The sequence below is a fragment of the Pseudomonas sp. P8_241 genome (assembly GCF_034008315.1).
Taxonomy (GTDB): Bacteria; Pseudomonadota; Gammaproteobacteria; order Pseudomonadales; family Pseudomonadaceae; genus Aquipseudomonas.
The window spans coordinates 4,336,359-4,350,805 of record NZ_CP125377.1 but is presented as its reverse complement, the minus strand read 5'-3'; the positions used below and the strand labels follow the sequence as shown (position 1 = coordinate 4,350,805).

Sequence of the window (14,447 nt, the reverse complement as noted above, 5' to 3'; positions counted from 1 at the left end):
TCAAAGTGAGCTGGACCCGTTCCCGGCCCTATGGCATCGTCAAGCCACCAGACCATGCAGTGAACGGGATCGCAATGATGGAGGAGGGGATCAAGGCCGGTGACAACACGTCCATGGCCACGCTGAAGGCGTTCAATCGCTGCGTGTTGCACGTTGGACGGCTGGCGCGGGATAGCGGTGCGTCGCGCTTCATCGCCGATGGCTTGCAGGCCTTCGGTGAGCTGGTGCCGTTCGCGTCGGCCTGGTGGGGCGAGATGTCCACTGCGGGTCCCAATGTTGCACCGCAGAGCTGGATGCACGGCAGCATCAATCTTCCTGAGTCGTTTGCCGCCGAATGGCACCCGGTGGCGGCCAACGATCAGTTCTCCCATGCCACTTTGAGCCAGCCCGGCGAGGTGGTGCGTGATACGGGGTTCAACGACCCGTGCGAGGCGGTCAACGATTTCGCCCGGCGCTACGATCTCTACCACTTGATGAGCATCACCTTTGAGTTGCCCGAAAGTGGCTTGATGTTCTTTGTCTGTCTCTACCGTGGCCTGCATGAGCAGTCGTTCGATGAACACGAGGCCCAGTTGTTTTCGGCGTTCTGCGATCACCTGTTCCAGCTGTGGCGGTTTCAGGTGCAGGACATGATTCGCTTCGATACCGACGATGGCGCGAGCGACTTCGGTGTTGCGCGCCTGGACGGCAGCTTGCTGTATGTCGGTGCGCGGTTATGCGCGGCGATTCAACGTGAAATGCCCGGCTGGAATGGCTCGATACTGCCGGTCGAGGTGGTCTCACAGCTGCAAAAAGCACCTTGCGTGGTGCGTCTGGGTCGTTGCGCGTTGACCCTGAGCCCCAACGCCGAGCATGTGATCCTGTCTCTGGAAGCGCCGTCGCGGGCCGAAGGCCTGGCCCCTCGGGAGCGCACGGCGGCGATGTTGTTCGCCGCGGGTCACTCCTACAAGGAAATCGCCAAACTCCTGTCCCTGAGCCCGGCCACCGTGCGCACTTACCTGCGCAACTGCTATTTGCAGCTCGGCGTCAAAAGCAAGGTGGAGCTCGGTTCGGTGCTGCGCTATGCGGGTCCGCCGACGGAGTCTGCACGCCGCGATTAATCGCGTCTTTTCAACTATTTGCCTCACCCCTCCTCATTTGCAGAGGTCCATTCGAACGCTGCGCCCTATAGGGTAGGCCCTGTCTATCAGGGGCTGGCGCAGTCGCTTCGGGCCGCTTCAAAACAATAAGAACAGGGGTGTGGCATTTGAGACTTTCCAGGCTTTTTGTCGCCATTGCGGCGACGACGGCGATTTCCGGCATGGCGTTGGCGGCGACACCCGCCGACATGGTCATGCGCAATGGCTACGTCTACACCGTCGATGGCCAGAACTCCGTGCAGCAAGCGATAGCCGTTTCGGCTGGCAAGATTGTCTATGTCGGCAGCGACGCCGGCATCGACGACTACATCGGCAAGCAGACGCGATTGATCGACCTGGGCGGGCGCATGTTGATGCCGGGCTTCGTCGATGCGCACATGCATCCGGGCGACGGCGGTCGCGCCATGACCTTGTGTGACCTGAAGTACCAAACCCTGACCCGCGCACAGTTTCAGGCCAGCATTCAGGCCTGCCTTGATGCTGACAAGGACAAGGGCCCGGACGTGTGGCTTGAAGTCGGCAGTTGGGACCGCATGGGCATGACCGGACTCGACGGCGACGCCGATAAAGCGACCCTAGACGCGCTCAAGACACAGCGTCCGATCCAGGTGCGCTCCACCGATTTCCACACCATCCTGACCAACTCCCGGGGTCTGGAACTGGCCGGGATCAGCAAGAGCACCGCTGATCCCGAAGACGGCAAGTACCGTCGTGACAGCGCCGGCAACCCGAACGGCATTTGCGAAGATGGCGCCGCCGAGTCGATGGCCGCCGTAGTGCCGCCTGCGACCGACGCAGAAAAACTCAACCAGCTCCGTGCCGCCCTCGACGCCATGCGCCAGCAGGGCATCACCAGTTTCTTCGATGCGCTGTCAGGGCCGGAAAACGGCAAAGCCTTCACTGGCCTGCAAAACTCCGGCGAGCTGACCGCCCGGGCCTTACTGGCCATCAAACTTGACCCGGCTGCCGCCATTGCCGATCCAGCGAAGACCATCGCCGAGGCCAAGGCACTGGCCAGCACGTACGATCAGGGCGAGGTGAAGGTCGCGCCGGGCGTGAACATGCGGCACGTCAAACTGTTCATGGACGGCATCATCAACGCCCCGGCAGATACCGGCGCCATGTTGAGTCCCTACCTGAGCAACACTGGCTCCGAGGCCGCACCGAAATGGACGCCTGGGCACAACGTCGGCGAGCTGTATTTCCCGCCGCAAGTGCTCAAGCCGTTGCTGTTGCAAGCGGTGCAGGCTGGTTTCGACCCGCACCTGCATGCGACCGGCGACCGGGCGGTCCGCGACTCGCTCGATGGTATCGAGTACGTGCGTCAGCAACTTCCCGGCAACGGTTTTCGCCCCACGATCACCCATGCCGAATCGGTCGACCCCGCGGACTACCCACGCTTCAAGGCACTCGACGTCACCGCCAACATGTCTTTCCAGTGGGCCCAGCAGGCACCGTCCACGGTCGACGGCACCAGCGAACACCTGGGCACCGCCCGTTTTGCGCGCATGGAACCCTCGGGCAGCATCGCCCGGGCCGGTGGCCGAGTGGCGTATGGCAGTGACTGGCCGGTCGATCCTCTCGATGAATTCCTGGCGCTGAAAGTCGGTGTCACCCGCTCCGGCGATCCGACCAATCCGCACAGCTATGGCACCAAATACGCAGGACGGTTGAACGCCGACCCGGCGCTGTCGCGCAGTGACGTGTTGCGCAGCATCACCCTCAATTCCGCCGAACAGTTGAAGCTGGACGCGGTGCTCGGCTCGGTCGAAGTCGGCAAATTCGCCGACCTGATCGTGCTGGACAAGAACTTCATGCAGGTGCCCGAAGACGAACTCGGCCGTAACCAGGTGCTGTTGACGGTGGTCGGCGGCAAGGTCGTCTGGGCCAAGGCACCGTTCCTGGGGACTGCGCCGCAAGTCGCTTCCCAGTCTGTCATTTCCCGATCCGCCCAATAAAAAAACCAGAGAGCGTTCTGATGCGATTGATTCCAAACCTGTTGGCCGCTGCGTTGGCCATCTCCTCGGTGCCGGCGATGGCCGCCGCTGACTTGGTGTTGTTCAACGGCAAGGTCTTCACCGCCGAGCCTGGACAAGGCCTGGTGCAAGCCGTGGCAGTCCAGGACGGCAAGATTCTTAAAGCCGGCAGCGATGCCGAAATCAATGCCCTGGCCGATGCCAAGACCCAGCGCATCGACCTGGCGGGCAAAGTATTGATGCCTGGCATGATCGACACCCACAGCCACCCGGTCTCGGGCGCTTTCGACAGCATGAAAGCCAACCTGTTGGATGAGGTCAAACCCATGCCGGAACTGGAGCAATGGTTGATCGAAGAGGACAAGGCCGGGCGTGCCCGGTCCGGTGACGTGATCAGTGTGGCCGGGGTCAGTTCGGCCTATTGGGAGAAAGCCCGTGAACTGGGCAAGGTGTTCAACCAGGGGCGCTGGGCCGATCAGCCGATTGTGTTCAGCGGCATCGACGGCCACACCGGTTGGGCCAACAACGCGATGCTCAAGCGCTTGAACATCGACGCGGCGCTGGTGAAAAGCCTGCCGGAGAAAGAGCGCGGTTACATCGGCCATGAAGCGGACTTCACCCCTAACGGCTACTTTGCCGAATCCCGCTGGGACGTAGTGCGCAACGGTGTTCCGGCACCTACCCCGGAAGCGATGCTCAAAGCCGCTCGCGAGGCGGTGAAAATCAACAATCAATACGGCGTCACGGCCTGGATGGACGCAGCGGCGAACGGCGGCAGTGAGGATTCGCTGTTCGATTTCCATGCCACCGCGGAAAGTGTCGGCGTACTGCCGCTGTACAAAGAGCTGTCGCAGAACGGCGAGCTCAGCGCCCACGTAGCGGCGTTGATGGTCACCAACCCGAAGAGCAAGCCCGCTGATCTGGAAGTGATCTCCACGGTCATGAAGCAATTCGAAGGTGTGCCTAACCTCACGTTCCCTGGCATCAAGATTTTTGTCGACGGCATTCTCGAGTTCCCGGGACAAACGGCGGCGGTCGTCGTGCCGTACAAGAACAGCCACAAGGACGGCCAACTGCTGACCGACCCGGCGCACTTTGGCGAACTGGTAGTGGCGGCGGAAAAACGCGGCTGGATCGTGCACATGCACGCTGTCGGCGACCGCGCAGTGCGTGAGGCGCTCAATGGCGTGGCGTATGCGCGCAAGCTCAGCCCGACGCCGGTGCCGCACAGCATCGCGCACTTGCAACTGGTCAATCCGAAAGAGTTTCCGCGCTTCAAGCAACTGGGCGTGATCGCCTCGATGCAACTGCTGTGGGCCACCGGCGAGTCTTACACCGTCGAACTGGTCAAGCCTTACATCAGCGCGTTTGCCTACGGTTATCAGTACCCCGCGCGGTCCCTGCATAACGCCGGCGCGATGATTGCCGGTGGCAGCGACTGGCCGGTGTCGAGCAACAACCCGTTCAACGCCATCGCCCAGGCCAGCACCCGCAAAGGGCCGTTGGGTGTGCTCAATGCCAAGGAAAGCATCGACCGCCAGACCATGTTCTACGCCTACACCATCAACGCCGCCAAAACCTTGCGCCTGGATGAGCAGATCGGTTCCCTGGCACCGGGCAAGCAGGCTGACCTGATCATCCTCGACCGCGATGTGTTCAAGGTCAGCGATGACGAACTGTTCGAAACCAAAGTCCTGAAGACCTTCTTCGCCGGCAAGCAGGTCTACGCCCCCGCGTCCTGACCTGCGTACACCCGACACCTGTAGAAAACGGCCAGCCCCTCGTAGCGCGAGGGGCCTGGCTTCGCCATGCCTGAAATTTCCCGTACGTCATAACAACAAGAGAACTGTATGAACGCATTTTCAGCATTGACCCTCGCGACACTGGCACTGATCCCCCTGACCAGCCAGGCCCTGACCCTCAACGATGATTTCAGCCTGGAGATGACCCTCGGCGTCGTCAGCGATTACCGCACCCGGGGCATCTCACAAACCCTGGGCGATCCAGCGGTGCAGGGCGGGGCTACGCTGTTGCACAGCAGCGGCCTGTACATCGGCGCCTGGACCTCCAACGTCGATTTCGGTGGCGGTTTCGACACCCGTCAGGAACTTGAGTACTACGCCGGTTACTACTGGCAGGCAACGGACGCAATCAGCCTGGACCTGGGCTACATCAAGTACGACTACCCGAAAAATTCCGAATTCAACCTCAGCGAGGTGTACGCGGTTCTCGACCTGTACGGCGTGAAGCTCGGTGCCTATTACTCGGACGATACGCCGAACGTTTTTGGCGAGGACCAGGACACCCTTTACACCTACCTCAGCTACAAAATCGACTTGCCAGCCGAAGTCGCCCTGGACCTGCGTTTCGGGCGCAACGACGTGAAAGACCCGGCGTTCTGGACCGCCGACGGTGACAACCGCGAGTCCTACTACGAGTGGGAAGCCAAGCTGACCCGCGACTTCGTCGGCGTGACCTGGGGCCTGAGTTACGTCGACACCGACCTGTCGAAAAGCGAGTGCTCCGGCTGGTACGGCTATGACGACCTGTGCTCGGCCACGGTGGTCGCCAGTGCAACCAAGACGTTCTGAGTTTTTCCCTGACAACAAAAACAGTTCCTCAAAGGAAACACTGTCATGAGTGCGCAACGAAGTCCGCTGATCGAGTCCCGCTCGATCGATTTCATTCCCGAGGCCGAACGTCACGGCAGCCTCTACAGCCAGTTCACTTTGTGGCTGGGTGCCAACCTGCAAATCACCGCCATCGTCACCGGCGCGCTGGCTGTGGTGTTGGGCGGCGATGTGTTCTGGTCGCTGATCGGCTTGCTGATCGGGCAGGTGCTGGGCGGGGCTGTAGTGGCACTGCACGCGGCGCAAGGGCCCAAACTCGGGTTGCCGCAAATGATCTCCAGCCGTGTGCAGTTCGGGGTGTACGGGGCGGCCATTCCGATTGTGCTGGTGTGTCTGATGTACCTCGGGTTCAGCGCCACGGGTGCGGTATTGTCGGGGCAGGCGATTGCGCAGTTGATCAGTGTCAGCGACAGCGCCGGCATCCTGATTTTTGCGGCGTGCATCGCCTTTCTGACGATCTTCGGCTATCGGGTGATTCACCTGGTCGGTCGGGTGGCCAGCGTGTTGGGCATCATTGCCTTCGTCTACCTGTTCACCCGTTTGTTGACCCTCAACGACATCGGCCTACTGCTGGAAAACCGTCATTTTGCCTGGAGCACCTTTTTGCTGGCGGTGTCGCTCTCGGCGTCCTGGCAGATCGCGTTCGGGCCGTATGTGGCGGACTACTCGCGCTACCTGCCGAGCAAGACGTCGTCATGGAAAACCTTCGCCGCCGTCGGCCTGGGCACGGTGATCGGGGCGCAGGCTTCAATGGTGCTTGGGGTGTTCGCCGCAGCGCTGGCGGGGGCGAATTTCCGCGGGCACGAAGTGGCGACCATCGTCGGTCTGGGCAGTACCGGCGTGATCGCGTCGTTGCTGTACCTGAGCATCGTGTTCGGCAAGGTCACGGTGTCGACCCTCAATGCCTACGGCAGCTTCATGTGCGTGGCGACCATCATCAGTGGTTTTCGTCGCCGCCTGGAAATCACCGCCGGCCAGCGCATGCTGTTCGTGCTGCTGATTGTCGCGGCGTCCACCACTGTGGCATTGCTGGGGCAGTACTCGTTCCTCAACTCGTTCAAGTATTTCATCCTGTTTTTGCTGACGTTCTTCACCCCGTGGAGCGCGATCAACCTGGTGGATTACTACTTCATCAACAAGGAGCGTTATGACATTGCGGCACTGTCCGACCCGAACGGGCGTTATGGTCGCTGGAACGTGCCGGGGATCAGCGTCTATGTGATCGGCGTGCTGATCCAGCTGCCTTTTGTCGACACCCATTTCTACTCCGGGCCGATGGTTGCGCAACTAGGTGGCGTGGATATTTCCTGGATTGTCGGGCTGGTGGTGCCGGGGCTGATGTATTACGCGTTGGCCAAACCGTCGATGAGTGCGGTGGTGGAGCGGGGTTCGAAGGCCTGAATCAACGCTCGGGAAGTGTCCAGCGCTGGCGCAACTGCTCGTACTGCGCTTGCGGCAGTTGCACCAGCACCGGGGATTTGCTCGGGTCGAGCCAGTCGAACAGCTGCACGATGTTCGCCGGGTCCATGGCCGTACAGCCACGGGTCGGCGCGCTGGGACCGCGCCAGAGGTGGAAGAAAATGCACGAGCCGGCAGCGGGCGTGGCCGGGGTGTTGTGCTGGATGAAAATGCCCTGGCGATACAGCTCATCCGAACGGCGCATCCGTTCGGAACTGCTCCAGTCTTTGTCGACGACCGCGCCGTCGACCAGTTCGTTGTAACGCCTGGATTGGCTGTCATCCACGCATTCGATGGTCGGTGTCAGCGACAGATAGGGCAGGCGGGTCTCGGCCGAAGGCGCGTAGCCGAACGCCGATCCCAGCTTGAATATCCCGGCCGGTGCCTTGCCATCGCCTTCCTGCTTGACCGGCCCTTCGCGTTGTTCGATGTCGAGTAAACCTCTGCCCCAACCCATACCGTTCTTGCCAAGGACAATCGCGAATGGCGCGTCGAATTTTTCAAAGGTCTGCCCGTGTCGTTCATAGCGCTGGGCCACGCCCTGAGTGTCATTCCAGTTTTTACTGGTGACCACGATCAGTTGATCGCTGCCGTCGAGTCCCTGGGCCATCGCGGCCAATGGAAACAACAGCGTCAGCAGGGTGTTGATCAGCGTGTTCATGGCTGCAACGGCGTAATGGGGAAATCCATCACGTCCGGCTTGGGTGGATTCCCGCTGAAGGTAAAGTGCCACCACTCGGTGGAATAACCGTTGAATCCTGCTTTTGCCATCGCGCTGTTGAGTCGCTGTCGATTGGCTTTGGCGGTTGCGCTGATTTGCGCCGAATCCGTATGCGCACGTTCATCGAAGCAATCAAACCCGGTGCCCATGTCCTGCGCACCATCTTTCCAGCGCTGGCCGTAAGGCGCGGTGCAATCGACCGGTGTGGCGGAAGGTGTCCAGGTGTCGGCGGGCGGGGCGCCGGGGCCGGTCAGCGTCAGGTCGACGGTGTTGCCCCGGGAGTGATTGGACACGCGAGCCACATAACCCAGGCGCCAGAAATCCTGCTTGTCGACGCGGGGGTAAAACTCGGCCTTGAGTGGGTCTCCCGGCTCGTTGGCGAAGCGGCCCATGTCCGCCACCGCACGAGTCGGTCGATAGCAGTCGAACACCTTCAAGCCATAACCCTCGGCTTTCAGCGCGGCTTGCACCCGGGCGAGGGCCCTGGCGGCGTCCACCGTCAACAGGCATTCGGGCGCCTGATAACCCTCGAGCGCATGCCCGGTGAAGTTGTGGGCGCTGGCGTAGCGGATGTCCTGCTCGATGCCTGGATCAATGGCGCGCAAGTACACCATGTGCTCGGGCTTTGGCGCGTCGGCCATGCACGGTGCGGCGAGGCTCAGGCACAGCATCAACAGACAGGGTGAACGCGACATCGGGAACGGCTCCATGCATGACCAGTCTGCTCATGATGGCTTGAAACCGTCGGCACCTCCATGAAGTTGTTGATCGGCATGGTACGACGAGCGCACCAGCGGGCCAGACGCTACGTTCCTGAACCCCATCCGTGTGCCTTCCTCGGCGAACCAGGCGAACGTGTCCGGATGCACGAAACGCTGCACTGGCAAGTGGCTGCGCGACGGTTGCAGGTATTGGCCGAGGGTCAGCATGTCGATGTCGTGCTCGCGCATGCGCTGCATGACTTCGATGACTTCGTCGTCGGTTTCGCCAAGGCCGAGCATCAGGCCGGATTTGGTCGGCACGTGCGGCACCGATTGCTTGAATTTCTGCAGCAGGTCCAGCGACCACTCGAAGTCCGAACCCGGCCGCGCTGCCTTGTACAGACGCGGCACGGTTTCCAGGTTGTGGTTGAACACATCCGGTGGCTCAGCGGCGGTGATCGCCAGCGCGACGTCCATGCGCCCGCGATAATCGGGCACCAGGGTTTCCAGTTGAATGCCGGGCGAGAGCTTGCGGATCTCACGCAGGCAGTCGACGAAGTGTTGGGCACCACCGTCGCGCAGGTCGTCGCGGTCCACCGAGGTGATCACCACGTACTTCAAGCGCAGCTCGGCGATGGCCACGGCCAGGTTCATCGGCTCGTTGGCATCCAGCGGCTTGGGCCGGCCATGACCGACATCGCAGAACGGGCAGCGGCGGGTGCAGATGTCGCCCATGATCATGAACGTCGCCGTGCCCCCGGAAAAACACTCACCGAGGTTGGGGCATGAGGCTTCTTCGCAGACGCTGTGCAGCTTGTGTTTGCGCAGCAGTTGCTTGATCCGGTCGACCTCGGGAGAGATCGGCATACGTACGCGAATCCAGTCGGGTTTGCGCGGCAATTCTTCCGTGGGAATGATCTTCACAGGAATCCGCGCAACCTTTTCCGCGCCGCGCAGTTTGGTGCCGATTTCTACTTTGGCTGGACTATTGCCGGTCGATTCGACAATGGCATTCATGATGCTTTCCTTTTACGCGAACGGGAGGGTGATTTGCCCTGATGCTTCCTGTAGGAGCCCGGCTTGCCGGCGATGACATCCTTCAGGGCACCATCGCCAGCAAGCCGGCTCCTACAAGAGCGGATCACCGCGTGGTCAGTCGCGGTAGACGGGGAAGTCGGCGCACAACGCGGCGGCCTGCCGGGCAACATTGGCTTCGATATCGGCATCGCCCAAGTGATCGAGGATGTCGCAGATCCAGCCCGCCAACGCAATGCTCTGCGCTTCCTTAAAGCCACGGCTGGTGATCGCCGGCGTACCGATGCGCAGGCCCGAGGTCACGAATGGCGACTGCGGATCGTTGGGCACGGCGTTCTTGTTCACGGTGATACCGGCACGTCCGAGAGCGGCGTCGGCGTCTTTGCCGGTAAGGCCCTGGCGGATCAGGCTGACCAGGAACAAGTGGTTATCCGTGCCGCCGGACACCACGTCGTATCCACGCTCGATAAAAACTGCGGCCATGGCTTGGGCGTTACGGATCACTTGCGCCTGATAGGTCTTGAAGCCTGGCTCCAGCGCTTCCTTGAAGCACACAGCCTTGGCCGCGATCACGTGCATCAGCGGGCCGCCCTGACCACCGGGGAACACGGCCGCGTTGAACTTTTTCTCAAGTTCAGGATTGGCCTTCGCCAGAATCAGACCACCACGCGGGCCGCGCAGGGTCTTGTGGGTGGTGGTGGTAACCACGTCGGCGTAGGGCAGGGGATTGGGGTACAGACCGGTCGCCACCAACCCGGCAACGTGGGCCATGTCGACGAAAAAGTACGCGCCGACCTTGTCCGCAATCTGACGGAAGCGCGGGAAGTCCAGGGTCTTCGAATAGGCCGAGAACCCGGCGATGATCATTTTCGGTTTGTGCTCAACGGCCAGGCGCTCGACTTCGTCGTAATCGATCAGACCGGTCTTGGTGTCGATACCGTACTGCACCGCGTTGTAGAGCTTGCCGGAAAAACTCACCTTGGCGCCGTGGGTCAGGTGACCGCCATGGGCCAGGCTCATGCCTAGCACGGTGTCGCCGGCTTGCAGCAGGGCCAGATAAACCGCGGCATTGGCCTGGCTGCCAGAGTGCGGCTGGACGTTGGCGTAGTCGGCGCCGAACAATTGTTTGGCGCGGTCGATGGCCAGTTGCTCGACCACATCGACGTGCTCGCAGCCGCCGTAGTAACGCTTGCCCGGATACCCTTCGGCGTACTTGTTGGTCAGGCCGCTGCCTTGCGCTTCCATCACCCGTTGGCTGGTGTAGTTCTCCGAGGCAATCAGTTCGATGTGGTGTTCCTGCCGCGCATCCTCGGCGTTCATCGCCGCCAGCAGTTCGTCGTCGTAGCCTTTGATCTGGTCGTGCTTGCTGAACATGGTGTGGTCCTTATTCGGAATTCAGGGAGGGGGCTTCAGGCGTCGGCGTGTTCTGCGGTCAATTGCTCGTAGGCGTCCTGATCCAGCAGTTCGCTCAAAGCTTCAGGGTCTGCGGGTTTGAAGCGAAAGAACCAGCCTTCGCCCAAGGGGTCTTCGTTAACCCGTTCCGGGGTGCTTTCCAGCGTCGTGTTGATCTCGACCACTTCACCGTCCAGCGGCATGCCGATGCTGCTGGCGGCTTTCACCGATTCGAGCACCGACACTTCAGCGCCTGCATCGAAGGCGCCCAGTTCAGGCACCTGAACGAACACCACATCCCCCAGCGCCTGCTGGGCAAATGCGGTGATGCCGACGGTGACCAGGCCATCGGCGTCAAGCCGCAGCCATTCGTGATCGACTGTAAAACGCAATTGGCTCATCTCAGTTCCTTATTATTTTTGGACGCATTCAGGGCTCGTGGCAGGGCAACGAGCGGAGCTGAGGTTGAGTTAGCAAGGGCGGTGCCAAGGTTGATTAGTTGTTTTAAATCAATGGCTTGATGTTATCTCGTTAAGTGCGCACCATTTCATTTGTATTGAAATCAATACAGCCAAGCAGGGATGTGAGCGCAGACACCGTAAAGGCGGCTGGGAAGGAGATTGTCTTGATTTCGCTACGCTGTATCGATTTTCATACGAGAAGTGCAGAAGCAACACAGTCTCCTGTAGGAGCGAGCCTGCTCGCGATGAGGGCGTGTCAGTTGAAATGTAGGTTGACTGTCAGGCCGCTATCGCGAGCAGGCTCGCTCCTACAGGGGAATGTGATCCGGCAGATCACTCAGGGCTTGGCTGGAATGCCGTACTTGCGCAAGCGAATCGCAATTGCGCTATGGGATGTCTGCAACCGTGCAGCCAATAACCGGCTCGACGGATAGCTGCGATAAAGCTGCTCCAGCAGGTTCTTCTCAAAGTCGCCAACCGCTTCTTCCAGGCTGCCGACTTCGCCGTCGTTCTGCCGCTCCACCGCTGTGCGGGCGATGTCCAGGTCGTCGATGTCCACCAGCGGGTTTTCGCAAATCGCCGCCGCGCGGAAAATCACGTTTTGCAGTTGTCGCACATTGCCCGGCCAGCGGTTGCCGAGCAGGGCGCTGAAGGTGCTCGGCGCCAGGCGACACACCGGTCGCTGGATCTGCGCGCACGCCTGTTGCATGAAGTGATTGGCCATCAGCAGGATGTCGTGACCGCGCTCGCGCAGTGGCGGCACTTGCAGGTTGAGCACATTGAGGCGGTAGAACAGGTCTTCGCGAAACCGCCCTTCGGCGACCATTTTTTCCAGGTCGCGGTGGGTCGCGCTGAGCACCCGCACATTGACCCGGACCTCCTTGTCGCCACCGACCCGCCTGAAGCAGCCATCGCTCAGGAAGCGCAGCAATTTGGCTTGCAGGTAGGGCGACATTTCCCCCACTTCATCAAGGAACACCGTGCCCTGATCGGCCAGTTCCAGCAGACCGAGTTTGCCGCCCCGTTGCGCGCCGGTGAAGGCGCCAGGGGCGTAGCCGAACAGCTCGCTTTCGGCCAGGCTTTCAGGCAATGCCGCGCAGTTCAGCGCCAGGAACGGAGAGTCGTGGCGGGCACTGATCGCATGGCAGGCGCGGGCCACCAGTTCCTTGCCGGTGCCGGTTTCGCCTTGAATCAGCAGCGGCGCATCCAGGGCCGCCACCCGTTGCGCACGGGCCTTGAGCGCACGGATTGGCGGCGATTCGCCGAGCAACGCATCGAAACCTTCGGCATGGTCGTGGTGCAACGCCGACAGTCGCTCACCGATGCGATTGGGTTGATACAGGGTGAGCAGGGCGCCGGCATCAGTGATCGGCATCGCGTCGAGCAGCAAAGTCTGGCCACCGAGACTGACCTCGTGCATCGGCAGGCGGAAATGGTGAGCGATCAAAGTGCGTTGCAAATCGGCATCGTCAAACAGGGCGGTCAACGACTCACCGGCCGGTTCACGCCCGCAGAGGGCAATCAGTGCCGGGTTCGCCAGCAGCACATGGCCGCGGTCATCCACCGCCAGCACCGGGTCGGAACTGGCGGCCAGCAACGCGTCCAGTTGCAGGCGGCGCCGTTGCCCCGGAAGGATGTCGACCATGGTCACCGCTTGCACGCCATGCACACCAAACAGTGCTTCGCGCAACTCCTCCAGCACCTCGGCGCCAAGGGTTGGCGCATCGATGTAGACGTTCGGCGGCACCATTTCCACGGCGTCCAGGTTGAAGCTGCGCCCGCCGAGCAGGGCCAGCACTTCCTGGGTGATGCCGACGCGGTCGATGAAGGTGACGTGGATGCGCATGGGGGGCCTGCAAGGTTGGCGAACTAAAATCAGTATGCCCGGCAAAATTTGAATTTGGCGAGTGTCACATCACGGCTGGCCGGTTTTACGGGCGCTGGTGGCCAGATCCTCAAGGAACGCTTGCAGGATCGGCGGCGGTGCCGTGCCGCGCCGGGTGATCACATCGAACGGCGATTTCAGGAGCAGGCTCGTCGGGGCCAACTGGTGCATCTCGCCGTTCTTGACCCACTGGGCGGCGAAGTGCTCGGGCAGAAAACCCAGGTAGGCGCCGGAAATGATCAGGATCGCGGTGGCCTCGATGTTGTCCACGGTGGCGGCCGCCTTGCTCACGCCCAGGTGTTCGAGGTCGTGTTGCTGCATGTAGCCGCGCACGACAATCCGCCCCGCAGCGACTTCTTCGAGCAACTCCTCACCTTCAGCCTGACTGCCATACAACGGGTGGCGCCGTCCGCAATACAAGCCCAAAGCTTCCTGGTACAGCGGTGATTGCAACAACCCCGGCACATGGATCGGGAAGTGCCCGATGGCCAGGTGCAAGCGGCCGTCGAGTACCCGTTCTTCCAGTTCCGCCGGGGTGCCGACGTACACGTTCAGGTGCACGTCATGGCCCCGTGAAACGAAGCGCTGGGTGGTGCGCGGGATCGGCGAGTCGGGGTCGGTGATCGTGGTGTCGATGATTCCCAGGTTGAGCTTGCCGCTGATGTGCTGCTTGAGCACGTCGGCGTCCATGCAGAAATTTTCCACCGCCGACAGCAGGCGCTGGGTGGCTTCATGGATCGCCACCCCTTGTTCGGTCAGGCGAAAGCCGCTGCGCCCGCGCTGGCAGAGCTTGACCCCAAGGCGGGTTTCCAGATGGGTCATCTGTTCGCTGATGGTGGACTGCCCGGCGTTCAACGCGGCTTGTGCGGCGGAAAACCCGCCGCAACGGACAATCGTGGCAAACACCCTGAGCAACTTCAGATCGACATCGTGCAGTTGAATCACCTGGAACCTCCCGCCTGTGGATGCATCGGTAATGCCGATATGAGTATCTGATGTTTAGCATTTTTTCCACGAAAACCTGCGCCCATAGTCTTTCCAACGGCGGT

The 14,447-nt window shown here is 61.3% G+C and carries 12 protein-coding genes; 5 read left to right on the top strand and 7 right to left on the bottom strand.

Going from position 1 to position 14,447, the window contains the following annotated elements; genetic code table 11:
* The first annotated feature begins 77 nt into the window (after positions 1 to 77).
* From QMK58_RS19590 to QMK58_RS19570, 5 genes are all read left to right on the top strand, one after another.
* The gene (locus tag QMK58_RS19590; RefSeq protein WP_320396554.1) at positions 78 to 1,100 is read left to right on the top strand and encodes a helix-turn-helix transcriptional regulator; all 1,023 of its coding nucleotides are present in this window, start codon (positions 78 to 80) and stop codon (positions 1,098 to 1,100) included.
* Between the two features lie 200 nt (positions 1,101 to 1,300).
* Positions 1,301 to 3,097, top strand: coding sequence for an amidohydrolase (locus tag QMK58_RS19585; protein WP_320396553.1), 1,797 nt, complete (start codon positions 1,301 to 1,303; stop codon positions 3,095 to 3,097).
* Between the two features lie 20 nt (positions 3,098 to 3,117).
* A complete protein-coding gene (locus QMK58_RS19580) occupies positions 3,118 to 4,857 on the top strand; it encodes an amidohydrolase (RefSeq protein WP_320395284.1) in 1,740 nt (579 codons plus the stop codon).
* Between the two features lie 108 nt (positions 4,858 to 4,965).
* Positions 4,966 to 5,706 carry a TorF family putative porin gene (locus tag QMK58_RS19575; RefSeq protein WP_053164406.1) on the top strand — a complete coding sequence of 247 codons (741 nt, stop codon included), beginning with the start codon at positions 4,966 to 4,968 and terminating at the stop codon, positions 5,704 to 5,706.
* A gap of 45 nt (positions 5,707 to 5,751) precedes the next feature.
* Positions 5,752 to 7,146: a purine-cytosine permease family protein gene (locus tag QMK58_RS19570; RefSeq protein WP_053164404.1), complete on the top strand. Its 1,395-nt coding sequence runs from the start codon at positions 5,752 to 5,754 to the stop codon at positions 7,144 to 7,146.
* Position 7,147: 1 nt separating this feature from the next.
* On the opposite strand, the gene QMK58_RS19565 is transcribed toward QMK58_RS19570, so the two are convergent.
* The 7 genes from QMK58_RS19565 to QMK58_RS19535 form a co-directional block, all read right to left on the bottom strand.
* Complete coding sequence (locus tag QMK58_RS19565; protein ID WP_053164402.1) at positions 7,148 to 7,864, bottom strand: L,D-transpeptidase family protein; 717 nt, start codon at positions 7,862 to 7,864, stop codon at positions 7,148 to 7,150.
* A complete protein-coding gene (locus QMK58_RS19560; RefSeq protein ID WP_053164400.1) occupies positions 7,861 to 8,619 on the bottom strand; it encodes a M15 family metallopeptidase in 759 nt (252 codons plus the stop codon). The genes QMK58_RS19565 and QMK58_RS19560 overlap by 4 nt, the downstream gene beginning before the upstream one ends.
* Positions 8,620 to 8,649: 30 nt before the next feature.
* Positions 8,650 to 9,642, bottom strand: coding sequence for a lipoyl synthase (gene lipA / locus QMK58_RS19555; protein ID WP_053164398.1), 993 nt, complete (start codon positions 9,640 to 9,642; stop codon positions 8,650 to 8,652).
* A gap of 135 nt (positions 9,643 to 9,777) precedes the next feature.
* Entirely contained in the window at positions 9,778 to 11,034 is a 1,257-nt protein-coding gene (gene glyA / locus QMK58_RS19550) for a serine hydroxymethyltransferase (protein ID WP_320395283.1), read from the bottom strand.
* A gap of 35 nt (positions 11,035 to 11,069) precedes the next feature.
* Positions 11,070 to 11,453 (bottom strand): glycine cleavage system protein GcvH, encoded by a 384-nt coding sequence (gene gcvH, locus QMK58_RS19545; protein ID WP_053164394.1) that lies wholly within the window; start codon positions 11,451 to 11,453, stop codon positions 11,070 to 11,072.
* A gap of 397 nt (positions 11,454 to 11,850) precedes the next feature.
* Complete coding sequence (locus QMK58_RS19540; protein ID WP_053164393.1) at positions 11,851 to 13,359, bottom strand: sigma-54-dependent transcriptional regulator; 1,509 nt, start codon at positions 13,357 to 13,359, stop codon at positions 11,851 to 11,853.
* A 69-nt stretch (positions 13,360 to 13,428) separates the two neighbouring features.
* Entirely contained in the window at positions 13,429 to 14,343 is a 915-nt protein-coding gene (locus QMK58_RS19535; RefSeq protein ID WP_053164391.1) for a LysR family transcriptional regulator, read from the bottom strand.
* Positions 14,344 to 14,447: the final 104 nt, after the last annotated feature.